Source organism: Pseudooceanicola nitratireducens (assembly GCF_900109195.1).
GTDB classification, from domain to species: domain Bacteria; phylum Pseudomonadota; class Alphaproteobacteria; order Rhodobacterales; family Rhodobacteraceae; genus Pseudooceanicola; species Pseudooceanicola nitratireducens.
Genome location: NZ_FNZG01000002.1, coordinates 440,834 through 462,618, shown reverse-complemented (window position 1 = coordinate 462,618; position 21,785 = coordinate 440,834). Strand labels below are relative to the sequence as shown.

General features: G+C 64.3%; 18 protein-coding genes. 8 read left to right on the top strand and 10 right to left on the bottom strand.

Features of this window, described 5'->3' with window-relative positions; all coding sequences use genetic code 11:
* Positions 1 to 123: 123 nt before the first annotated feature.
* From BMX99_RS08110 to BMX99_RS08090, 5 genes are all read right to left on the bottom strand, one after another.
* The gene (locus tag BMX99_RS08110) at positions 124 to 1,710 is read right to left on the bottom strand and encodes an ABC transporter ATP-binding protein (protein WP_093449856.1); all 1,587 of its coding nucleotides are present in this window, start codon (positions 1,708 to 1,710) and stop codon (positions 124 to 126) included.
* Entirely contained in the window at positions 1,707 to 2,588 is an 882-nt protein-coding gene (locus tag BMX99_RS08105) for an ABC transporter permease (protein ID WP_244525498.1), read from the bottom strand. Before BMX99_RS08105 ends, BMX99_RS08110 begins: the two co-directional genes overlap by 4 nt.
* A gap of 9 nt (positions 2,589 to 2,597) precedes the next feature.
* Positions 2,598 to 3,545 (bottom strand): ABC transporter permease, encoded by a 948-nt coding sequence (locus BMX99_RS08100; protein WP_093449853.1) that lies wholly within the window; start codon positions 3,543 to 3,545, stop codon positions 2,598 to 2,600.
* Positions 3,546 to 3,684: 139 nt separating this feature from the next.
* The gene (locus BMX99_RS08095) at positions 3,685 to 5,166 is read right to left on the bottom strand and encodes an ABC transporter substrate-binding protein (protein ID WP_093449850.1); all 1,482 of its coding nucleotides are present in this window, start codon (positions 5,164 to 5,166) and stop codon (positions 3,685 to 3,687) included.
* Positions 5,167 to 5,189: 23 nt separating this feature from the next.
* Positions 5,190 to 6,497, bottom strand: a complete 1,308-nt coding sequence (locus BMX99_RS08090; RefSeq protein ID WP_244525497.1) for an acetylornithine deacetylase/succinyl-diaminopimelate desuccinylase family protein — start codon at positions 6,495 to 6,497, stop codon at positions 5,190 to 5,192.
* Positions 6,498 to 6,571: 74 nt separating this feature from the next.
* On the opposite strand from BMX99_RS08090, the gene BMX99_RS08085 reads away from it, so the two are divergent.
* Together BMX99_RS08085 and BMX99_RS08080 are read left to right on the top strand one after the other, a co-directional pair.
* A complete protein-coding gene (locus BMX99_RS08085) occupies positions 6,572 to 7,165 on the top strand; it encodes a LuxR C-terminal-related transcriptional regulator (RefSeq protein WP_093449847.1) in 594 nt (197 codons plus the stop codon).
* Positions 7,166 to 7,354: 189 nt separating this feature from the next.
* On the top strand, positions 7,355 to 8,461 hold the full coding sequence (locus BMX99_RS08080) for a sensor histidine kinase (protein ID WP_093449844.1): 1,107 nt from the start codon (positions 7,355 to 7,357) through the stop codon (positions 8,459 to 8,461).
* A gap of 117 nt (positions 8,462 to 8,578) precedes the next feature.
* On the opposite strand, the gene rpe is transcribed toward BMX99_RS08080, so the two are convergent.
* The 4 genes from rpe to BMX99_RS08060 all read right to left on the bottom strand — a co-directional run bounded on the left by rpe (position 8,579) and on the right by BMX99_RS08060 (position 12,483).
* Positions 8,579 to 9,265 (bottom strand): ribulose-phosphate 3-epimerase, encoded by a 687-nt coding sequence (gene rpe / locus BMX99_RS08075; RefSeq protein WP_093449841.1) that lies wholly within the window; start codon positions 9,263 to 9,265, stop codon positions 8,579 to 8,581.
* A gap of 92 nt (positions 9,266 to 9,357) precedes the next feature.
* Positions 9,358 to 10,299 (bottom strand): class 1 fructose-bisphosphatase, encoded by a 942-nt coding sequence (locus BMX99_RS08070; RefSeq protein WP_093449838.1) that lies wholly within the window; start codon positions 10,297 to 10,299, stop codon positions 9,358 to 9,360.
* A 194-nt stretch (positions 10,300 to 10,493) separates the two neighbouring features.
* Positions 10,494 to 11,258 (bottom strand): SDR family NAD(P)-dependent oxidoreductase, encoded by a 765-nt coding sequence (locus tag BMX99_RS08065; RefSeq protein ID WP_093449835.1) that lies wholly within the window; start codon positions 11,256 to 11,258, stop codon positions 10,494 to 10,496.
* A 4-nt stretch (positions 11,259 to 11,262) separates the two neighbouring features.
* Positions 11,263 to 12,483, bottom strand: a complete 1,221-nt coding sequence (locus BMX99_RS08060) for an acyl-CoA dehydrogenase family protein (protein WP_093449833.1) — start codon at positions 12,481 to 12,483, stop codon at positions 11,263 to 11,265.
* A gap of 151 nt (positions 12,484 to 12,634) precedes the next feature.
* Between BMX99_RS08060 and BMX99_RS08055 the strand changes: the two genes are divergently transcribed.
* From BMX99_RS08055 to BMX99_RS08040, 4 genes are all read left to right on the top strand, one after another.
* A complete protein-coding gene (locus BMX99_RS08055) occupies positions 12,635 to 14,191 on the top strand; it encodes a class I adenylate-forming enzyme family protein (RefSeq protein ID WP_093449831.1) in 1,557 nt (518 codons plus the stop codon).
* Between the two features lie 82 nt (positions 14,192 to 14,273).
* The gene (locus BMX99_RS08050) at positions 14,274 to 15,044 is read left to right on the top strand and encodes an SDR family NAD(P)-dependent oxidoreductase (RefSeq protein ID WP_212632858.1); all 771 of its coding nucleotides are present in this window, start codon (positions 14,274 to 14,276) and stop codon (positions 15,042 to 15,044) included.
* Positions 15,045 to 15,051: 7 nt separating this feature from the next.
* A complete protein-coding gene (locus BMX99_RS08045; protein ID WP_093449829.1) occupies positions 15,052 to 16,752 on the top strand; it encodes a long-chain-fatty-acid--CoA ligase in 1,701 nt (566 codons plus the stop codon).
* Positions 16,753 to 16,822: 70 nt separating this feature from the next.
* Positions 16,823 to 17,644, top strand: a complete 822-nt coding sequence (locus BMX99_RS08040; RefSeq protein ID WP_212632857.1) for an IclR family transcriptional regulator — start codon at positions 16,823 to 16,825, stop codon at positions 17,642 to 17,644.
* Between the two features lie 78 nt (positions 17,645 to 17,722).
* On the opposite strand, the gene BMX99_RS08035 is transcribed toward BMX99_RS08040, so the two are convergent.
* Entirely contained in the window at positions 17,723 to 18,688 is a 966-nt protein-coding gene (locus BMX99_RS08035; RefSeq protein WP_093449824.1) for an NADPH:quinone oxidoreductase family protein, read from the bottom strand.
* A gap of 242 nt (positions 18,689 to 18,930) precedes the next feature.
* Between BMX99_RS08035 and BMX99_RS08030 the strand changes: the two genes are divergently transcribed.
* Positions 18,931 to 20,577: a long-chain fatty acid--CoA ligase gene (locus BMX99_RS08030; RefSeq protein ID WP_093449821.1), complete on the top strand. Its 1,647-nt coding sequence runs from the start codon at positions 18,931 to 18,933 to the stop codon at positions 20,575 to 20,577.
* 225 nt (positions 20,578 to 20,802) lie between these two features.
* Positions 20,803 to 21,720 carry a collagen-binding domain-containing protein gene (locus tag BMX99_RS08025; protein ID WP_170848681.1) on the top strand — a complete coding sequence of 306 codons (918 nt, stop codon included), beginning with the start codon at positions 20,803 to 20,805 and terminating at the stop codon, positions 21,718 to 21,720.
* Positions 21,721 to 21,785: the final 65 nt, after the last annotated feature.

Here is a 21,785-nt window from a genome sequence, read left to right as displayed (position 1 = left end):
GGCAAAAGACCCTGCAGGCCGGGCAAAGTCCAGCGCCCGCAGCGGCGATTTCCGCAATATGGAAAGTGCAGGGCTTTGGCCCCGGGGCGCAAAGCACCGTACCGGGCCACCCCCGAAGGGCTCTTAGGCCAGTTCCGGCAGGTCCGGGGCGGCGGCGATCAATTCGCGGGTATAGGGGTGCTGCGGGTTCGAAAAGACCTGTTCGGTCGGCCCCTGTTCGACGATCTCGCCCGCCTTCATGACAAGGCAGCGGTCGGTGATCACCCGCACCACGCTCAGGTCATGGCTGATGAACAGGTAGCTCAGCCCGAACTGGTCCGAGAGATCGGCAAGCAAATCAAGGATCTGCGCCCGCACTTGCACGTCCAGCGCGGAAACGGCTTCGTCCAGCAGGATCAGTTCGGGTTTGATGATCAGCGCGCGGGCGATGGCGATGCGCTGACGCTGCCCGCCCGAGAATTCGTGAATGTACTTGTAGCGGTCCGCCGCCGTCAGCCCGACCGAGGTCAGCGCCTCTTCGATGGCGCGGTCGCGGGCCTTGCCTGTGGGCGGGGTGTCCAGCAGGTGAAACGGCTCACAGACCAATCGGTCCACCCGGTGACGCGGGTTGAAGGACCCATAGGGATCCTGAAACACCACCTGCATCTTGCGGCGCACATCGCGGTTCGGGCTGTGGCCTGTGAATACCGGTTCTCCGGCCAGAAGGATCTCTCCTCCCTGGACCTCTTCCAGACCCAGGATCGCGCGGGTCAGCGTCGACTTTCCGCAACCGGATTCACCAACAAGACCAAGGCTTTCGCCCTTCTTAAGATCAAAGGACACGCCTTTGACGGCCTCGAACGCCCCCGGTTTGCCGAACAGTGTCTTGCGCGGGGTGCGATAGCTGCGCCGTACCTCGCTGACACGCAGCAGGGGCGTATCCTCGACCTGGACCGATCGGTCCGGTGCATGCGTGGACGCCGCCAGAAGCGAGATCGAATAGGGGTGCTGCAGCGCGCTGAAGATCACCGGACAGGGGCCGCGCTCCACCACCTCGCCCGAGCGCATGATGACAATCTCATCTGCCAGATCCGACACCACCGCCAGATCGTGAGAGATCATAAGCATGCCCATGCCGTCCTCTCGCACCAGCCGTTCCAGCAGCTTGAGGATCTGCGCCTGGGTCGTTACGTCCAGCGCGGTCGTCGGTTCATCCGCGATCAGCAGCTTAGGCCGCAGCGCGATGGCCATGGCGATCACTACGCGCTGCCGCTGCCCACCCGAAAGCTCGTGCGGGTAGCGGGTCAGCGGGAAACGGTCCTCGGGCAGCTCGACCCGCGCCAGCGCCTCACGCGCGCGGTTCAGCGCCTCGGTCTTGGACACCCGTTCGTGGATCAGGATCGTCTCGGCCACCTGGTCGCCGATGCTGCGGATCGGGTTCAGTGCCGTCATCGGTTCCTGGAAGACCATGCCGACCTTATTGCCGCGCAGGGCGCAAAGCTCGGGCTCGCTCAGGGTCAGGATGTCGTGGCCGTCCAGCGTGACGGAGCCGCGCGCCACCGCGCCCTCGGGCAGCAGTTGCATCACGGTGAAGGCCGTCATCGACTTTCCGGACCCGGATTCACCGATCACGCCAACGATCTGGCCGGGATCGACCGACAGCGACACGTCGCGCAGGATCGGCCGTTTGCCGATGTCCAGGTCCAGCTTTTCGATCCGCAACAGGCTCATGACCGGCCCCGCAGCTTGGGATCGAACAGGTCCCGCAGCCCGTCGCCCATCAGGTTCAGCCCCAGCACGGTCAGCAGGATCGCAAGGCCCGGGAACAGCGCCATATGCGGCGCAAAGGAAATCATCGTCTGGCTTTCCGCCAGCATCCGCCCCCAGGACGGTGTCGGCGGCTGCGCCCCAAGACCCACATAGGACAGCCCGGCCTCGGCCAGGATACCAAGCGAGAACTGGATCGTGCCCTGCACGATCAGCAGGTTGGTGACATTGGGCAGGATGTGTTCGACGGAAATCCGCGCCGCGCCCTTGCCCGCCACCCGCGCAGCCAGAACGTAATCCTTCTGCCACAGCGTCAGCGCGCCGGACCGGGTCAGACGCGCGAAGACGGGAATGTTGAAGATGCCGATGGCCACGATGGCATTCACCGCCGAGGGCCCGAAGATCGCGGTGATCAGGATCGCGATGACGAGCGAGGGGAAGGCAAAGACCAGGTCGTTGCCGCGCATGATGACCTCGTCCAGAAGCGATCCCTTGCGCGCTGCCGCCCAAAGCCCAAGCGGCACCCCGAAGGCCATGCCGATGCCGACCGCCACGAAGGCCACGGCGATGGACACCCGCGCGCCCACCATGATCATCGACAGGATGTCCCGCCCGAAATGATCAGTGCCAAGCGGATTGCGCGCGGACGGGCCCTTGATCTTGTTGGCGATGTCGATGCCGGTCACGTCGAAGGGCGTCCACAGGAAGGACACCAGCGCCGCCAGCACGAAGATCAGCGTCAGCGCCGCGCCCAGAACAAGACTGCGCGACTTCAGCGCCCGGCCCCACAGCCGGACAGGCGCGCCCGAAGGGGGCAGGTGGTCAGCCCGAAGATCGGTCATAGCGCCCCCTTACCGTCCATGCCGCAGCCTGGGATCGACCAGGGCATAGGAAATCTCGACCAGGAAATTCACCGCGATCACGGCGAAGACCAGCAGCATGACAACGGATTCCACCACGATCAGATCGCGCGCGGACACCGCCTGAAAGATCATCCGCCCCAGGCCGGGCAGGTAGAAGACGTTTTCGATGATGATGCCGCCGGCCAGCAGAAAGGAGAACTGCAGCCCGATGATGGTCAGCACCGGGATCAGCGCATTGCGCAGCGCATGCCGCCACAGCGCCTGCCGTTTGGACAGGCCCTTGGCGCGGGCGGTGCGCACGAAATCCTCGCTCAGCGTGTCCAGAAGCGATGACCGCATGACCCGTGCAAGGATCGAGGCCTGCGGCAGTGCCAATGCGATGGCCGGCAGGGTCAGGGATTTCATGGACAGCCAGAACCCCTTGTCCCATCCCGGGAAGCCCCCGGCCGAGAACCAGCGCAGGTTGATGGCAAAGACCACCACCATCAGCATGGCGAACCAGAAGTTCGGGATCGCAACGCCCAGCTGGGTCACGCCCATGACGCCCACATCCGCCGCCGATCCGCGTTTCGACGCGGCCCAGATCCCGGCGGGAAAGGCGATCAGCGTCGACAGCGTCAGCGCATAGATCGCCAGCGGAAGAGAGATCCACAGCCGTTCGCCGACCATCTCGGCCACAGGGGTGCGATAGGTATAAGAGGTGCCGAAATCCCCGGTCAGCATGCCGCCCACCCAGGACAGGTACCGCGACCAGAGGGATCCGTTCAGGCCCAGCTGTTCGCGCAGCGCGGCCAGCGTGTCCTCCTGGGCGTTGACGCCCAGCATCAGCGTCGCGGGGTCACCGGGCAGGATCTCGACCGCCATGAAGATGACGACCGAGGCCACGGCAAGGCTGACCGCCAGCGATAGAAGTCGTGTCAGGGTGTAGCGCAGCATCAGTCGGGATCACCCCAGACGGTTGCTGCCAAAATGACGGCCCCGAGGCGCGCGGCATGGGGAATCCCACCCCGGCGCGTGGCAGGGGTGCCGAAGGTCCGGCCGACATGCGGCGGACAGGTATCCGGCACCCCGAAGGTCATTCGGCCCAGTGCACTGCGGTCATGTCCGCAGCCTGCGTCGGCGCATTTTCCCACAGGCCCTCGACACCCGCCTTGGCGACGGTGATCAGCGGCAGCTGGAACAGGTAGGCGTTCACGTAGTCATCGGCGATGACCTGCTGCGCCTGCTTGAACATCTCGGACCGTGCTGCGGGATCGCTTTCCACGTCGATCTTGGCAATCAGCGCCTGGAAATCGGCGTTGTCATACTGGAAGTAGTAATCCGGCCGGGCGTAGATGTTGATGTCCATCGGTTCGGTGTGGCTGACGATGGTCAGAGCGTAGTCCTTGCCTCGGAAGGTACCTTCAAGCCACTGCGCCCATTCGACATTTTCGATCTGGGCCTCGATGCCGACCTGGCGCAGCTGGGCGGCGATGATTTCCCCGCCACGACGGGCGTAGGACGGCGGCGGCAGGGTCATCTTGACCTTCAGCGGCAGGGTCACCCCGGCCTCTTCCAGCAGCATCTTGGCCTTTTCCGGGTCATAGCCGGACTGCCCGGTCAGATCGACGTAATCGGGGTTGTGCGGTGCGAAATGGGTGCCGATCGGCGTGCCATATCCGAACTGCGCGCCGTCGATGATTTCCTGACGGTTGATCGCATGGGCGACAGCTTCGCGCACCTTCACGTTGTCGAAGGGGGCCTGCTTGTTGTTGATCGCCAGGATCGTTTCACCCTCGGTCGAGCCGACAAGCACCTTGAAACGCGGATCGGCGTCGAACTGCGGCAGGTTCTCGGGCGCGGGGAAGGCGGCAAAGACGTCCACGTCCTCGGCCATCATCGAGGCAAAGGCGGCGGTCGGATCGCTGATGAACTTGAAGGTCACCGCGTCCAGCATCGCCGGCTCCCCCCAGTACTCGGGGTTCTTCTTCAGCTCGATCCGGTCGCCTTCGACCCAGTTGTCGAACATGAAGGCCCCGGTGCCGATCGGCGTCGTCTTGATGCCGTCGATGCTTTCCGGTGCGACGATCACGGCGTCGCCCCAGGCCATCTTGAAGGGGAAGGCCCCGTCGGGGTTCGACAGCGTCACGGTCACGGTCGCCGCATCGGTCGCCACGACATCGGTGATGCCGGCAAACAGCGCCTTCTGCGCGTTGGCGCTGTCTTCAGCCCGGGCGCGGTTCAGCGAAAAGACCACATCCTCGGCATCCATGGTGGTGCCATCGTGGAACTTAACGCCTTCGGCCAGGTGGAAGGTATAGGTCAGGCCGTCCTCGGACACGTCCCAGCTGCGCGCCAGGCCCGGGCCGACGGACCCGTCGGGACCAAAGCGGGTGAGGCCTTCGAAGATGTTCGAATAGACCACCTGGTCGATCGCCCCGGCCGCGGCCGAAGTCGGATCCAGGTGCGGCGGCTCCAGCTGCTGACCGATGGTGATATCAGCCTGCTGGGCGAAGGCGACGGAGGCGCCGAAGATCAGCCCCCCGGCCAGGCCGACTGTCGTAAATCTGTTGGTCATCGTTATCTCCCTGTTCCCCTTTTTCACGGGGTTTGGGGCGGCCCAAGCAACGTCAGCAGGCTGAAAGCCATGACCTTGGCCGAGGCCACCATGTCATCCACGCCGACATATTCATCCGGTTTATGCGCAAGGTCCAGAATTCCCGGACCATAAGCCACGCAATTTTTCAACTTTCCGATACGGTCGATGTGCTTCTGGTCGTAAGTGCCTGGGGAAACGACATAATCGGGGTCTTTCCCAAGGGTTTCGCGAATCGCCTGGCTGACGGTCGTCACCACCGGTGCGGATTTGTCGGTCATCGTCGGAAGCACCCGGTGCATTTCCCGGATGTCATAGGAAAAGCCTTCGCGGCCGGCCTTCACGCGCTCCAGAACGCCGGTGATCTCGGCCTGGACCTCGTCGATGTTTTCTTCGATCAGGAAGCGGCGATCGATGACCATGCGGGCGCTGTCGGGCACGCAGGGGCTGGGCAGCCCGGTGCTGTCGCGCGGGATCTCTTCCTGGCCGCCGTGAAGCGAGTTGATGTTGAGCGTGGATTGCTTCGCCCCCTCGGGCACCACCGGCATGTCGGTGCGTTTCTGGGCCAGCGCGGGGAACAGCGTCTGCTCCATCTCGTGCAGGACCGCACCCATGTGGCGCACCGCACAATCGCCGAGGAACGGCATGGAGCCATGGGCGATCTCGCCATGGGTCTCGATCTCGGCCCACCAGACGCCACGATGGCCCAGGCAGATCCGGTCGACGTTCAGCGGTTCGGGAATGATCACGTGATCGACCCGTTTGAAATAGCCCTTCTCGGCCAGGTAGGCGACGCCGCCGAAGCCGCCGGATTCCTCGTCCGCCGTGCCCGAGATCTCGATCGCGCCCTGCCAGTCGGGAACCACGGCCAGGAAGGCCTCGGCCGCGACGATCGACGCGGCAAGCCCGCCTTTCATGTCACAGGCCCCGCGGCCATAGACCTTGCCGTCCTTCAGCTCTCCTCCGAAGGGATCGGTGGTCCAGCCCTTGCCCACGTCCACAACGTCGATATGCGAATTGAAATGCACGCATTCACCGGGGCGGTTGCCTTCGCGGCGGGCGACGATGTTCCAGCGCGGATAGGCTTCGCAGTCGCCGGGGGCCCAATGGGCGCGCACCAGTTCGGTTTGGAAGCCGACCTTCGACAGCCGCCGGTCCAGGAAATCGCAGATATCGCGATAGTTCTCTCCGGGCGGGTTCAGGGTCGGAATGCGGATCAGCTCCTGCGTCAGCAGGGTCAGGTCATCACGGCGCGCGTCGATCTCGGCGGCGAGGCGTGTCTGCATGTCGGTCAGGGGTTGTGTCAGTTCCATGACGACAGCTTGCGAAAAGCCGGTTACGGTATCAATACCGTAGTTATACGGGAATCCCCGAATGGCAGGCCCCCATGCAGACCCCGGATCAGACACCCCCGCCGACACCCGCCGAAGGCATTGATGCCCTTGCCTTTCTTCATGCGCCCGTCGGGATCGTGCTGACCTCGTCCCGGGTGATCCGCGCCGCCAACCACAGCTTCGCGCAGATGACCGGCCACGAGCCCGCCACCCTTCAGGGGCAAAGTTTCCGGATGTTCTATGACAGCGACCGGGCCTTCCGGGATACGCGCGACATCGGGTTGCAACCGCTGCGGGACGGTCAGACCTATTCCGACGAACGGCTTCTGCGCCACGCCACCGGGCGCGCGATCCTTGTGCGGTTCCATGCCCACACCCTGACGCCCGACGATCCCCTGGCCAACCTGGTGATGAGCTTTACGCCACTGGCCAATCCCCTGACCGGTGACGCGCCCAAGCCGATCCTGACCCCGCGCGAACGTACGGTGGTGGCCGGGCTGACGCGCGGCCAGACCAGCAAGGAAATCGCCCGCGATCTGAACCTGTCGCCGCGCACCGTCGAAGACGTGCGGGCACGGCTGCTGAAACGGTTCAAAGTGCGCAATGCGGCAGAACTTCTGGCCCGGCTGGCCGGCCCGGCCTTCTAGACCCACTGCCCAATTTTCAAGCGTTTTCGGCGCATATCCGCCAATTGCCGCCCTTCCCGGGCCGCCCTGGATCAAGCACGGCTCACCCATAGTCACGATGCCGGGATGATCGCACGTAAAGGTAAACGGAAGATATTGTTTCAACGGTGAATTCGTGCATACCTCGCTCTTCGGACAAAGGAGGCGGGGATGATCGCACGCACACCTTCGGATCAGAAAGATCGGCTGAAGGATCTGCAGGACCTGAATATTCTGGACACCGATCCGGAAGAGAAATTCGACGATGTCGTCAACCTGGCATCGAAGATCTGCGGCATGCCGATTTCCCTTATCTCCCTCGTCAGCGATGACCGGCAGTGGTTCAAGTCCTCGGTCGGGATGGAGGCTGCCGAGACCCCGATCGAACAGGCGATCTGCGCCCATGCGATCCTGGAAGACGACTTCCTGGAAATCCGCGACACCCGCACCGACCCGCGCACCGCCGACAACCCCCTGGTCACGGGCGACGAGAACCTGCGCTTTTACGCCGGGGCCGTGCTGCGCAGCCGCCGGGGCAATCCGGTCGGCACGCTGTGTGTTCTGGACAACAAGCCCAATGCGCTGAACGCCCTGCAACGGGAAACCCTGCGCGTCCTCGCCCGCCAGGTGATGAGCCAGATGGAACTGCGCCGCGCCCTGAAAGAGGCCGAGCTGCTGCGCCAGGAGGTCGACCACCGGGTCAAGAACTCTCTCCAGTCGGTGTCGGCGCTGACGCGGATGCAGGCGCGGTCCGTCACCTCGCCCGAGGCGCGCGAGGCCCTGGACCTGACCCGCCGCCGGATCGAAACTGTCGCCCTTCTGCACCAGCAACTTTATGCCGCGCACAACGCCGGACGTGTCGACATGCGTGCCTTCCTGCCGCGGGTCGCGCAGCTGCTGCAGGGCTCGATGCCCGATCACATCCGGATCGAAACACAGGTCGACGACCTGTGGCTGTCGGCCACGCGCGCGGCGGCGGTCGGGGTGATCATCAACGAATTTGCCGCCAATGTGGCCAAACACGCCTATCCCGACGGACGGCAGGGGCGCGTCACCCTTGCGCTGACCGCATTGGGCGAGGACCGCGTGCAGCTGATCTGCAAGGACGATGGCGTGGGCATGCCCGACAAGGCGCCGGCGGCCTCGGGTCTGGGTCTGCGGATCATCGAGGCCTCGGCCCAGCAGCTTGGCGGCCACGCCGAGATGACGGGCGGGCCTGGGGGCACTTCGATCACGATCGAGATGCCGGTCGAGATCAAGCTGGACGAGGGCGACTGATCCCGCGCGATCAGACAGGTTAAAAGGCCCCAAACAAAAGGCCGGTGCCCTAGCGGGGACCGGCCTTTTTCGTTCGATCATGCCATGATCAGACCCCGTGGACCTGCGAGGCCCCCGTCAGACCAGTGTATCGCAGGCGGTGCGGATCGCGCGGATATTGTCGCCATAGGGCGCGGGATCGCTGACCGAGCCGCCCCGGAACACGGCGGATCCGGCAACCAGCACATCCGCACCGGCGGCCCACATCTCGGGCGCGGTCTTGGGGTCCATGCCGCCGTCGATCTCGATATGCACGGGGCGGTCGCCGATCATGCTGCGCAGTTTGCGCACCTTGCCGGTCATGTCGATGTACTTCTGCCCGCCGAAGCCGGGGTTCACGGTCATCACGCAGACCAGATCGACCAGATCCAGGATCTCTTCCACGGCGCTGGCCGGGGTGCCCGGGTTCAGCGCCACGCCGGCCTTCATGCCCGCGCCGCGGATCGCCTGAAGCGTGCGGTGGATATGCGGCCCGGCCTCGACATGGGCGGTCAGGATGTCGGCCCCGGCATCGGCGAAGGCATCGATATAGGGATCGACCGGCGCGATCATCAGATGCACGTCCATGACGGTCGTGATGTGCTTGCGGATCGCCTTGACCAGCGGCGGGCCGAAGGTGAGGTTCGGCACGAAATGCCCGTCCATCACGTCAACGTGGATCCAGTCGGCGCCCTGCGCCTCGACCGCCTCGATCTCGGCACCGAAATTCGCGAAATCGGCGGCGAGGATCGAGGGTGCAATCTTGAGGTTTCTGTCAAAAGCCATGTCGGCCCCCTATCTGGGCAGGGGCCGTGCCCCCGCGTTCTGACCTATGTGTCCGGCCTGCTTGCCGCGCCCTGACGTGCGCGGCGCGCGTCTTAACAGTGCAGCGCGGTGATGCGGTCGACCTCTTCCGCCGAACCGAAGACGAAGGGCCGGCGTTCGTGCAGCTGTTCCGCAGTGAGATCCATGATCGGCGTGACCCCGTCGGTCGCCTTGCCGCCCGCCTGTTCCACGAGATAGGCCATGGGAGCCACTTCGTAGACCATGCGCAGCCGTCCGTTTTCATAGCCCTTCCGGCTGTCAGACGGATAGAGGAAGGTGCCGCCGCGCGTCAGGATCCGGTGCGTTTCCGCCACCAGCGACCCGACCCAGCGGAAGTTCATGTCCTTGCCCTTGGGGCCGTCCTTGCCGCGTTCGTTTTCCTCGACATAGGCCAGGACCGCCTGACCCCAGTGGCGGCGGTTGGAGGCGTTGATCGAGAATTCCTTGGCCGCGACGGGCAGGTCCATCTTTTCTTCCGCCAGTTCAAACCGCCCGGTTTCGGGGTCGAGCACAAAAAGCACGGTGCCCGCGCCGAAGGTCACGGCCAGCAGGGTCTGGGGGCCGTAGGCGATGTAACCGGCGCAGATCTGATCGCGGGCGGGGCGCAGGAAGCTGGCCGTCGCGCTGTCGGCCACGGGAAAGATCGAGAAGATCGTGCCGATGGTGACGTTCACGTCGATGTTCGACGACCCGTCCAGCGGATCGGTCGCCAGGGCGAAGGTGCCGCCTTCGTCCAGGGTCAGCACGTCTTCCTGTTCTTCGGAGGCGTAGTATTTGACGCCGGTGCCGCGCAGCGCAGCCTCGAACATCTCGTCCGCCATCACGTCGAGCGCCTTCTGCTGGTCGCCGTCGCTGTTTTCCCCGACCCCGGCCCCAAGCTTGCCTGCCAGCGGGCCGCGCGCGATCACCCGCGACAGCTGGGCCCCGGTGGCGCACATCGCCTCGATCACGGGGCGCAGGTTTTCGGGAATACGGGCGGGATCAATGGTGGTCATGGCAGACTCCGGCTGTGGTCGGCCCGGTTATGCCCCATTCCGCCCCCCGGCAAAACCGGATTCCGCAGCTGCGGCATCCCGCCGGAGCGTAGGGCGGGATAGGTGGAAAAAAGGGGGGCTGTTTGCCCCCCTGCGCCGGCCCTGCGGGGCAGGCCCGGCTGCCCCCCAAGGATATTTTCAAAAACCAAAGAGGATCAGGCGAGCGACTGGCCACCGTCCGCGATGATCAGCTGGCCGTTGACGTAGCCCGACATGGGCGAGGCCAGCCAGAGCGCGGTGCCGGCGATTTCCTCAACCGTGCCCATGCGGCGCAGCGGGTTGGCCGAGTTGATCTTCTCGATCCTCTCGGGGTCTTCCCAGAGGGCGCGGGCGAAGTCGGTCTTGATCAGCCCCGGCCCGATGGCGTTGACGCGGATGTTCTTCGGGCCCCATTCCAGCGCAAGCGCCCGGGCTATGGCGGCATCCGCCGCCTTGGTCACCCCATAGGCACCAAGCGTCACGGAGCCCTTGATCGCCGCCACGGAAGAAATGATGACGACCGAGCCGCCGCCGTTTTCGGCCATGCCGGGCAGCACCATCTTGCACATGGTGTTGATGGTGCGGACGTTGGTCACCAGCATCTTGTCGAAGACCGCGTCATCAAGGTCCTGCATCGGACCGTAGACGGGGTTGATCGCGGCATTGGGCACCAGCACGTCGATGCGGCCCCATTCGCGGATCGTGGTGTCGACAAGGTTTTGCAGGTCATCGGCATTGCCGATGTGACAGGGGACGACCAGCGCCTCCCCGCCCTTGGCGCGGATCGCCTCGGCCACCGGTTCGCAGGCCTCGCGTTTGCGCGAGGAGACGACGACGCGCGCGCCCGCCTCTGCGAACATTTCCGCCATCGCGCGACCAATGCCGCGCGATGACCCGGTGATGAGAACGACCTTGCCCTTGAGATCGAGCAGGTCGGTCATTGGCTCAGTTCCGGTACTGCTTGAGTTCCAGCTTGGCGATGGTTTCGCGGTGCACCTCGTCGGGGCCGTCCACCAGGCGCATGGTCCGCGCATTGGCAAAGGACGCGGCCAGCGTGGTGTCCTGGCTGACGCCCTGGGCCCCGTGCACCTGCATGGCGCGGTCGATGACGCGCTGCGACAGGTTGGCGGCGACCACCTTGATCATCGCGATCTCGCGGCGGGCGACCTTGTTGCCGACGGTGTCCATCATATAGGCGGCGTGCAGAACCAGCAGGCGGGCCTGTTCGATTTCCATCCGGCTTTCGGCGATCCAGTGCTTGGTCACGCCCATGTCGGCGATCCGTTTGCCAAAGGCCGTGCGGGCCATGCCGCGTTCGCACATCATCTGCAGCGCACGTTCCGCCTGGCCAACCGAGCGCATGGCGTGGTGGATGCGGCCCGGCCCGAGGCGGCCTTGCGCGATTTCGAAACCGCGGCCTTCGCCCAGCAGGATGTTGGACACCGGCACGCGCACGTTGGTGTATTTCACCTCGGCATGGCCGTGCGGCGCGTGGTCGTAGCCGATCACGGACAGCGGGCGGATCACCTCGACGCCGGGGGTGTCGAAGGGCACCAGGATCATCGACTGCTGCTTGTGGGTCTCGGCGTCCGGGTCGGTCTTGCCCATCAGGATCGCGATCTTGCAGCGCGGGTCCATCGCGCCCGAGGACCACCACTTGGTGCCGTTGATCACGTATTCGTCGCCTTCACGCACGATCCGGGTTTCGATGTTCGTCGCGTCAGAGGAGGCAACGGCCGGTTCGGTCATCGCAAAGCAGGAGCGGATTTCACCATCCAGCAGCGGCTGCAGCCACTTGGCCTTGTGATCGTCCGTACCGTACATGAAGATCGTTTCCATGTTGCCGGTATCGGGGGCGGAACAGTTGAAGGGTTCCGACCCGATCGAGGACCGGCCCATGATTTCGCACATGGTACCATATTCCAGCTGGGTCAGGCCCGCGCCCTTGTAGCCACCGGCCTCATGGGTCAGGAACATGTTCCACAGGCCCGACTCGCGCCCCTTGGCCTTCAGCTCTTCCATGATCGGAACGGGCTGCCAGCGGTCGCCCTCGGCCACCTGTTCGTAATAGGTCTTTTCCGCCGGGTAGACGTGATCGTCCATGAATTTCAGCAGCGTTTCGCGCATCTTCTTGGCGCGATCCGAAATCGGAAAATGGTCATACATTGAATTATCCTCCTCCACGTTGGCGGTAATGGACACCGCTTTCACGGGCATGTCAACATGCGGAACAACATTCCGTAAAGCGGAATATTGACCGCAACTTTCCGAGCGGTAAGATGCGCGCAACTACGGATCGAGTACAGAGGAGACGATCATGAGCAAGGCAGAGCTGACCGGTGTAGACCGCCTTACCCCCAAGGTTATCGAAGGCGAAGAGCTGGTGGCGTTCGGCCCGCGCATGATCGAAAATGCCAAGCGTTTCGGGGACAAGCCCTGCGTCATCGACGAGACCGGCACCCTGACCTGGGCCGACTTCGGCAACCTGGTCGCGCGGATCGCCGGCAAGCTTCAATCCATGGGAATCGGTCGCGGATCCATGGTTGCCTCGCTGGCCGAAAACTCGGCCAACAATGTCGCGATGTATGCCGGCGTCGTCTACGCCGGGGCCTGCATGGTGCCCCTGCCCTTCTCGGCCACCGAGCCTGCGTTGATCAAGGAACGGGCCGACTGTGGCGCGACCCTGCTGTTCACCAACGAGAAGTTCCGCGAAACCGCCGAGAAACTGGGGGCCGAGACGATTGTCGACCTGGCCGAGATCGAGGCCTGGATCGGCGACGCCCCCGCGATCGACCCTGTCGAGATCCAGCAGGACGACCTGTTCGACATGATCTATTCCAGCGGCACCACCGGGTCGCCCAAGGGGATCGTGCATGACCACCGCTTCCGCGCGCGCCAGTTTTCGCGGACGGCGTCGTATGGCCTGGAAGAAGACGGCGTGCTGATGATCTCAACCCCGCTGTATTCCAACACCACCCTGGTGGCCGCCATCGCGGGCCTGGTGCGCGGCGCGACCATCGTCAGCATGTCGCGCTTCAACACGGTCAAGTTCCTTGAACTCAGCGAAAAGCACCGCGCGACCCATGCCATGCTGGTGCCCGTGCAATACACCCGCCTGATGGACGAACCGCGCTTCGACGAATTCGACCTGTCCTCCTATCAGAACAAGATGTCGACCTCGGCCCCGCTGCCCGGCATCGTGATCGAACAGGTCATGAAGCGCTGGCCCGGCAACGTCATGGAATTCTATGGCATGACCGAAGGCGGACCGGCCACCGTGCTGGATTGCGCCGCCTATCCCGACAAGTGGGACACCGTCGGCAAACCCCAGCCCGGCGCCGACATGCGCGTCATTGACGAGGACGGCAATGAACTGCCCGCCGGCAGCTTTGGCGAGGTCGTCGGCCGCTCGGGCTCGATGATGCCGGGCTATCACAACAACCCCGAGAAGACCCGCGAAGCGACCTGGGTGTCGGCCGATGGCGACCACTTCGTGCGCACCGGGGACATGGGGCGGTTCGACGATGACGGCTTCCTGCACCTGCTGGACCGCAAGAAGGACATGATCATCTCGGGCGGGTTCAACATCTATGCCGCCGATCTGGAGGCCGTGCTGCGCAAGCACCCCGACGTCTCTGACGTGGCCGTGATCGCCATCCCGTCGCGCGACTGGGGTGAAACGCCCCTGGGCCTGGTGGTCGTGAACCGCAAGGATGCCGACCCCGAGGCGATCCGCCAGTGGACCAACGACCAGCTGGGCAAGACGCAGCGCCTGTCGGCCGTAGAGGTCCGGGACGAGCTGCCCCGGTCCGAGATCGGCAAGATCCTCAAGCGGGAGCTGCGCGAACCCTACTGGGCCAAGCAGGACGCATAGTCCGCATTGCGGAAACGTATTCCAAAGAAGTTGCTTGCCGCGCCCGCCTGTGTAATCGTTTCCGGAAATGGGAGGACATATAGTGAGATTTGAAGGCAAGGTCGCTATCGTGACCGGGGCCGGCAGTGGCATCGGACGTGCCACCGCCAACCGGTTTGCATCAGAAGGGGCACGTGTCTGCCTTGTTGACGTGAACGAGGACGGGTTGCAGGGCAGCCTGCCCGAGGGCGATCACATGATCCTGACCTGCGATGTCTCGGACGAGACGCAGGTCGAAGGCGTGGTCAAGGCGGTCATGGACAAGTGGGGCCGCATCGATGCGGTCGCCAACAACGCCGGGATCGCCTGCACCAAAGAGGCGATCATGGATAACGACATGGCGGTCTGGCCCAAGGTGCTGGGCGTGAACCTGATCGGCGTGGCGAACTTCATCAAGCACGCGGGCCGGGTCATGTGCGACCAGGGCAGCGGCGCCATCGTCAACACCGCGTCCGTTGCCGGCATCCGGTCGGGCGCGGGCGGCAACGCCTATTCCGCGTCGAAGGCCGGAGTCATCAACCTGACCCAGACGGCGGCCTGTGACCTGGGCGGTTTCAACGTCCGCGTCAACGCGGTCTGTCCCGGCCTGATCGAGACAGGCATGACCAAGCCGATCTTCGACATCGCCCGCGACAAGGGCAAGGAAGAGAAGCTTGGCTCTCGCTGCGAATTGCGCCGCTATGGCCGCCCCGAGGAGATTGCCGCGGCGATCTGCTTCCTCGCCTCCGACGACGCCTCTTATATCACCGGGCAGGCGCTGCCCGTCGACGGCGGCAACACCGCCTCTCTGAACCTACCCGGAATGAAAGTCTGACCTCCGAATGACGACCCTGCACTACCAGAACTGGCCCCATGGATTGCCCCATCACCTTGAGGTGCCGGCGCAATCCGTGGCTCAGAACCTGATCGACACCGCCACGCGCCTGCCTGACAAGGTGGCGCTGCACTACTACGGGGCGCAGATCACCTATGGCCAGCTTCTGGATCAGGTCGAACGCGTCGCGGGTTGGCTTCAGTCCCGCGGCGTGACACGCGGCGACCGGGTCCTGCTGTATCTGCAGAACTCTCCGCAGTGGATCATCGGCTATTACGCCATCCTGCGCGCCGATGCCGCCGTGATCCCCGTGAACCCGATGAACCGCGAGGCCGAGCTTGAGCATCTGGCGACCGATACCGACGCCCGCGTCGCCATCACGGGATCGGAACTGGTCGACCATATCCAGCCGCTGATCGGATCGGGCCACCTGGATCACATCCTGGCCGGGGCCTATGCCGACATGGCCGACCCCGGCAGCGACATCCGCCTGCCCGAGGCCCTGGCCACCCTGTCGGACACCGACGTTGGTGGCGCGGGCGTCGGTGGCGCGGGCGTCGGTGGCGCGGGCGTGACCCGCTGGCGCGACGCCCTGACCGAGGCCCCCGCGCCCGGGCCGCATCTGGCCGGGTCCGACGACCTGGCGGTGATTCCCTATTCGTCCGGCACCACGGGCAATCCCAAGGGCTGCACGCATCGCCACCGCTCGGTCCAGGCGACGATCCAGGCCTATATCCACTGGAGCACCTTCACCGAGGACGAAACCCTTCTGGCGGTGCTGCCCTTCTTCCATGTCACCGGCATGCAGAATTCGATGAACGCGCCGCTGGCCGCGGGCACCAGCATCGTGCTGATGACCAGATGGGACCGCGACACCGCCGCCCGCCTGATCGAACGCCACAGGGTGACCATGTTCCGGTCCATCACCACCATGGTGATCGACATCCTGAACGCGCCCAATTTCGCCAGCTACGACCTGTCCTCGCTGACCTCCATGGGCGGCGGCGGGGCCGCCATGCCCGAAGCCGTGGCCGACAAGCTGAAACAGGTCACCGGGCTTGAGTTTATCGAAGGCTACGGCCTGTCCGAAGCCATGGCCGCGACCCATATCAACCCGCCGGATGCGCCCAAGATGCAATGCCTCGGCATTCCGATCTTCGACGTGGACTGCCGGATCCTCGACCTGGAAACCGGGGCCGAACTGGGCCCGAACGAAGCCGGTGAAATCGTGACCCACGGGCCGCAGATCTTCGACGGCTACTGGCGCAACCAGGACGCCACCGACGCCGTCTTTATCGAGATCGAAGGCAAGCGGTTCTTCCGCACCGGCGATATCGGCTATTATGACGACGGCGGGTATTTCTTCATGACCGACCGGGTGAAGCGGATGATCAACGCCAGCGGTTTCAAGGTCTGGCCGGCCGAGGTCGAAGCGCTGATGCACCGCCACCCCGATATCGTCGAGGCCTGCGTGATCGGGGCCCCCGATCCGCGCCGCGGCGAAACGGTCAAGGCCTACGTGGTGCCCCGCGCGGGCGCGACCCCGACCGAGGCCGATGTGATCGCCTGGTGCCATGACACGATGGCGGCCTACAAATGCCCTCGCAGCGTGGTCTTCGTGGACACGCTTCCGAAATCGGGTTCGGGCAAGGTAATGTGGAAGGAACTGGCAGAGCGGGAAAAAGATCACGCAGCGCAACTTACCTGAACGTAGGGGTTGGCACTGCGGAACAAATTTCGCATAGCGGAAGTGTAAGTTTCGAAGGCGGAGATTTATGGTGCGCAAGAGAACGACGGACAATGCGGTCGACGTGGCAGACAAGCCCGACAGCGATCGCCAATTCGTAACCGCCCTGCATCGGGGGCTTGAAATCCTGCGGGCCTTCCGACCATCCGACAAGGCCGGCCTGGGCAATTCCGAGCTGGCCGACCGCACCGGCCTGCCCAATTCCACGGTCTCCCGCCTGACCTTCACCCTGCTGAAATCCGGCTACCTGGTCTATGACGACGGCACCGGACGCTACCGTATGGGTGTGCCCGTTCTGTCGCTTGGCTATGCCTGCCTGGCCGGCATGCAGGTCCGCGAAACCGCGCAGGTCTACATGCAGGAACTGGCCGACAAGGCCGGCGACGGCGTGCTGGTTGCCCTGGGCGGCCGCGACGACATGTCGTTGACCTACCTCGCGGCGGCCCGGTCCAAGGGCGTGATCTCCCTCCAGCTTTCGGTTGGTTCGCGGATCTCGCTGGCCCGCTCGGCGATCGGTCAGGCCTATATCGCCGGCACGGATGAGGCCGAGCGCAGCGAAATCATCGACCGCATCCGCACCCGCTATGACCCCGACAAGTTGAACGAAATCCTCGACGGTCTGGACGATGCCCGTGAACAGGTCCTGAAAAAGGGCTTCTACACCATGGTTGGCGGCTGGCAGCGCGATGTGAACGCGGTGGCCGTGCCCTATCGCAGCCAGCAGCCCGACACGCCGATGCTGGCCTTCAACCTGGGCGGCTACAGCTTTGCCCTGCCCAAGGAACGGCTGGAAGACGACCTTGGTCCGCAGCTTGTGGAACTGGTGCATATGGTGAACCGCGTCGGCTATTGACGCCCGACCGGTTCGCGCCGCCCCGACAGGCGAGGCGCGCACGCGAGGGCGCGACAAGCGCCCCCGCGAAATCTCAGATCAGGGCACCAGGGCGATCTTGCCAACCGCACCGCGGTTCATCACCCGGTCCAGCACCTTCGCCGCATCCGCCAGCGGATAGCGTCCCTCGATCAGCGGCTTGATCTTGCCGTCGGTGTACCAGCCGAACAGTTCCTTCATGTTCGCCAGGTAGGCGGCCGGATCGCGCCGGGTCCAGTTGCCCCAGAAAACGCCCACGACCGAATATTCCTTCACCAGCGTCAGGTTCACCGGCAGCTGCGGGATCTCACCGCTGGCGAAACCGATGATCAGCAGCCGCCCGTCCGGGGCCATGAAACGCGATGCCGCCTTGAAGGCATCGCCGCCCACGGAATCGTAAACCACATCCGCGCCCTTGCCGCCGGTCAGGGCCTTCACCTCGTCCTTGAGGTTGTCATAGCCGATGACGTGATCCGCCCCCTGCTCTTTCGCGATCTGCTTCTTCGCGTCCGAGGAACAGACCGCGATGACGGTTGCGCCCATGACCTTGCCGATCTGGATAGCCGCCGTGCCCGTTGCCCCCGCCGCACCGAAAACGACCAGCGTCTCGCCCGGCTGGATGTTGGCCCGCTGCTTCAGCGCGTGATGAGAGGTCCCCCAGGCGATGATCATCGCGCAGGCATCCGCCGCGTCCATGCCCTCGGGCAGGGCAAAGCAGGTCGCCTCGCTCGCCACGGCCAGTTCGGCATACCCGCCCGAGCAATAGGTCACGACCCGGTCACCAACGCTGAACCGGTTGACGCCTTCGCCCAGGGCCACGATCTCGCCCGCGACTTCGCTGCCCGGTGTAAAGGGACGCTCCGGTTTCACCTGGTACAGGCCCTGGACGGTCAGCCCGTCGGGGTAGTTTACCCCGGCCGCCTGGGTGCGGATCAGCACCTGGCCCTTGCCCGGCGTGGGGTCCGCGACCTCCTTGAACTGCAGCTCCTCCAGCGGTCCGAATTCCTCACAGACAATTGCTTTCATCTCAACCTCCCTGATGCTGTGCCGACATGGCGCAGCCTTGCTTTTCTTGTACCAAGCTCTCGGCGCTATACCATTGAATTCAAGCTGGTTTCACAGATTTTTCGCCCCTGCCCCGGCGGCGTTCCGCGATGCGAAAAATGGCATTCCGCAGGACGGAAGGACGCAACGTTTCTCTCGCGGAATTTCCTTCCACCAACGCGGCTTGCTCGTTAAGTTCGTGCCATAAAACGGGAGGAATTGCCATGAAAGGCATGATGATGCACCAGCCTTTGCTGGTGTCGGAAATATTGGAATTCGGCGCGGGCGCTTATCCGCGTGCCGAAATCGTCTCGGTCCGAACCGAGGGTGACATTCACCGCGAAACCTATGTCGAATTTCGCGACCGCACGGTGCAGCTGGCCCATGCCCTGCAATCGAAACTGGGCGTGGAACTGGGCGACCGGGTCGCGACGCTGGCCTGGAACGGCTACCGCCACATGGAGCTGTACTACGCCATTTCGGGGATCGGGGCCGTCTGCCACACGATCAACCCGCGCCTGTCGGCCGAACAGTTCATCTATATCGTGAACCATGCCGAGGATAAGGTCCTGTTCCTCGACACCAGCTTTGTTCCGATCATCGAGGCGGTGAAGGATCACCTGCCGAAAGACCTGGCTTACGTCATCATGACCGACCGGGCGCATATGCCCGACAATTCCTTCGGCGCGCTCTGCTACGAAGAGCTGCTGGAAGGCCAGCCGACCGAGATCGAATGGCCCCAGTTCGCGGAAGATACCGCCTGCGGGCTTTGCTACACCTCGGGCACCACCGGCAATCCCAAGGGTGCTCTGTACACGCACCGCTCGACCACGCTGCATGCGATGATGATGGCGGTGATGCAGTCCACGACTTTCGGCGAAGGCCGGTCTGTCCTGCCGGTCGTGCCGCTGTTCCACGTCAACGCCTGGGGCCTGCCCTATGCCTCGCTGCTGGTCGGCATGAACATGGTGATGCCCGGGCCGGCGATGGACGGCCCCAGCCTTTTCAAGCTGATGGACCAGGAAAAGGTCTTCTCGGCCTGGGGCGTTCCGACCATCTGGCAGGGCCTTCTGGGCGAGATCAAGAAGCAGGGCCGCAAGCCCGAGGGCTTCGGAGACGTCGTCATCGGCGGATCCGCCGCGCCGCGCTCCATGATCGAAGCATTTGAAAAGATGGACGTCTGCGTGGGCCACGCCTGGGGCATGACCGAAATGTCCCCCGTTGGCACCCATGGCATCATGCCCAAGTGGATGGACGACGAACCCTTCGACACCCGCATCGACTACAAGTCGAAACAGGGCCGCCGCTGCTTTGGTGTGGAACTGAAGATCGTTGACGAGGACGGCAACCGCCAGCCCCATGACGGCAAGGCCGTGGGCGAATTGTTCGTGCGCGGCAACACCATCGTCTCGGGCTATTTCCGCAACGAGGAAGCCACCGCCAAGGCGCTGGACGCCGAGGGCTGGTTTGGCACCGGCGACGTGGCCTCGATCGACACCGATGGCTTCATGACCATCCAGGACCGCGCCAAGGACCTGATCAAATCGGGCGGCGAATGGATTTCGTCCATCGACCTGGAAAACATGGCCATGGCGCATCCCGCCATTGCCCAGGCCGCCGCGATTGGCGTCAAACATCCCAGATGGGATGAACGCCCGATCCTGGTTGCCGTCCTGGCCGAAGGGGCGGAAGCCCCCTCGCTTGACGAGGTGCGCGATCACCTGTCCAGCGAATTCGCCAAGTGGCAGCTGCCCGATGACGTGGTCTGGGTCGATGCGATCCCGCTGACCGCGACCGGCAAGTTCTCGAAACTGAACCTGCGCAAGCTTCTGGCTGACTACACCCACCCGGAGCTTCGGGAAACCGCCTGATCCCCTGCCTGCGGGCGCGCAATCGTGCGCCCGCAGGCCCATCCCGCCTTCCCCCACAGCCAAAGACACCGCAACAATCCCGCCCATGGCTGGCGGATTGTTTCCATGACGCTGCGTTTTCCACAGATCGGGACTTTGCCCGCGTCAAATGTCTTGGATGGACTCGGAAACAGGCATATCTGGCGCAGCAATATCGCCCTTATTTCCTGCTCTCCCGAGGATAAAATGTCGTTCTTCCGTACTGGCCAGGTTCTGGCCGCAACCCTTTTCCTGTCGACCGCCGGCACCGCCCAGGCGACCTCGATCGACGCCGGCACCATCCTGTCGACCTTCGGCACGATCAGCCTTGGCGATTACACCCTCAGCTCGCATACGGCGGCCCCGATCTATGTCGGTGGCAACTTCTCGGGCAGCCACGCGGTCCAGGCCCCCGGCAATGGCGAAGGCACCGTCGCCCCCGGCATCAGCGGCACCGTCGTCGTGGCCGGTGACATCTCGGGCACGCCCACGCTGAACAACAGCACCGTCCTGGCCGGCACGATCAGCGGCAACATCAACGGCGGCAACAACACCGTCACCACCGGCGCGTCGGTCCCCGCCGCAGCCGTCCGCACCGCGATGGAGGACCTGTCGCGCGATCTGGCCGCGATGACCGACACCGGCGCAAGCTATGATTTCTCGGATCAGAACCAGCTGTCGCTGACCAGCGGCGCGGGCCTGGACGGCTTTGCCGTGCTGAACCTGGGCAGCGGTGTCTTCCTGCAGAACGGCACGCTGAAATCCTTCAGCAACACTGCCGGCACCTTCATCGTGAACATCGGCGGGTCGAACATCACCATCGGAGCGAACTTCAACCAGGACGATTCGAACGTGATCTTCAACTTCTACGAAGCGACCCAGATCACCGTGAACAGCACCTTCGGCTTCGGCATCCTCGCCCCCTGGGCCGAGCTGAACCTGAACGGCGGCGGCACCGACACCTTCGTTGTCGGCAGCACGATCAACCAGCGGACCGAGGTGCGCGGCACCTTCACCGGCGACCTGCCGGAAACCCCGGCCGTCCCCCTGCCCGCGGCTGGCCTGCTGCTGATCGGCGGCCTGGGTGCCATGGCTGCCGTGTCGCGCCGCAAGAAAGCCGCCTGATCGCGGCATCCCCGAACAGCAAAAGGCGGGTCCTTCGGGGCCCGCCTTTTTCGTTTGTCTCAGGC

Excerpts from the sequence above, each read along its gene's own strand:
- BMX99_RS08110 (WP_093449856.1), bottom strand. The coding sequence starts at position 1,710 with ATGAGCCTGTTGCGGATCGAAAAGCTGGACCTGGACATCGGCAAACGG.
- BMX99_RS08105 (WP_244525498.1), bottom strand. The coding sequence starts at position 2,588 with ATGACCGATCTTCGGGCTGACCACCTGCCCCCTTCGGGCGCGCCTGTC.
- BMX99_RS08100 (WP_093449853.1), bottom strand. The coding sequence starts at position 3,545 with ATGCTGCGCTACACCCTGACACGACTTCTATCGCTGGCGGTCAGCCTT.
- BMX99_RS08095 (WP_093449850.1), bottom strand. The coding sequence starts at position 5,166 with ATGACCAACAGATTTACGACAGTCGGCCTGGCCGGGGGGCTGATCTTC.
- BMX99_RS08090 (WP_244525497.1), bottom strand. The coding sequence starts at position 6,497 with ATGGAACTGACACAACCCCTGACCGACATGCAGACACGCCTCGCCGCC.
- BMX99_RS08085 (WP_093449847.1), top strand. The coding sequence starts at position 6,572 with ATGCAGACCCCGGATCAGACACCCCCGCCGACACCCGCCGAAGGCATT.
- BMX99_RS08080 (WP_093449844.1), top strand. The coding sequence starts at position 7,355 with ATGATCGCACGCACACCTTCGGATCAGAAAGATCGGCTGAAGGATCTG.
- rpe (WP_093449841.1), bottom strand. The coding sequence starts at position 9,265 with ATGGCTTTTGACAGAAACCTCAAGATTGCACCCTCGATCCTCGCCGCC.
- BMX99_RS08070 (WP_093449838.1), bottom strand. The coding sequence starts at position 10,299 with ATGACCACCATTGATCCCGCCCGTATTCCCGAAAACCTGCGCCCCGTG.
- BMX99_RS08065 (WP_093449835.1), bottom strand. The coding sequence starts at position 11,258 with ATGACCGACCTGCTCGATCTCAAGGGCAAGGTCGTTCTCATCACCGGG.
- BMX99_RS08060 (WP_093449833.1), bottom strand. The coding sequence starts at position 12,483 with ATGTATGACCATTTTCCGATTTCGGATCGCGCCAAGAAGATGCGCGAA.
- BMX99_RS08055 (WP_093449831.1), top strand. The coding sequence starts at position 12,635 with ATGAGCAAGGCAGAGCTGACCGGTGTAGACCGCCTTACCCCCAAGGTT.
- BMX99_RS08045 (WP_093449829.1), top strand. The coding sequence starts at position 15,052 with ATGACGACCCTGCACTACCAGAACTGGCCCCATGGATTGCCCCATCAC.
- BMX99_RS08035 (WP_093449824.1), bottom strand. The coding sequence starts at position 18,688 with ATGAAAGCAATTGTCTGTGAGGAATTCGGACCGCTGGAGGAGCTGCAG.
- BMX99_RS08030 (WP_093449821.1), top strand. The coding sequence starts at position 18,931 with ATGAAAGGCATGATGATGCACCAGCCTTTGCTGGTGTCGGAAATATTG.
- BMX99_RS08025 (WP_170848681.1), top strand. The coding sequence starts at position 20,803 with ATGTCGTTCTTCCGTACTGGCCAGGTTCTGGCCGCAACCCTTTTCCTG.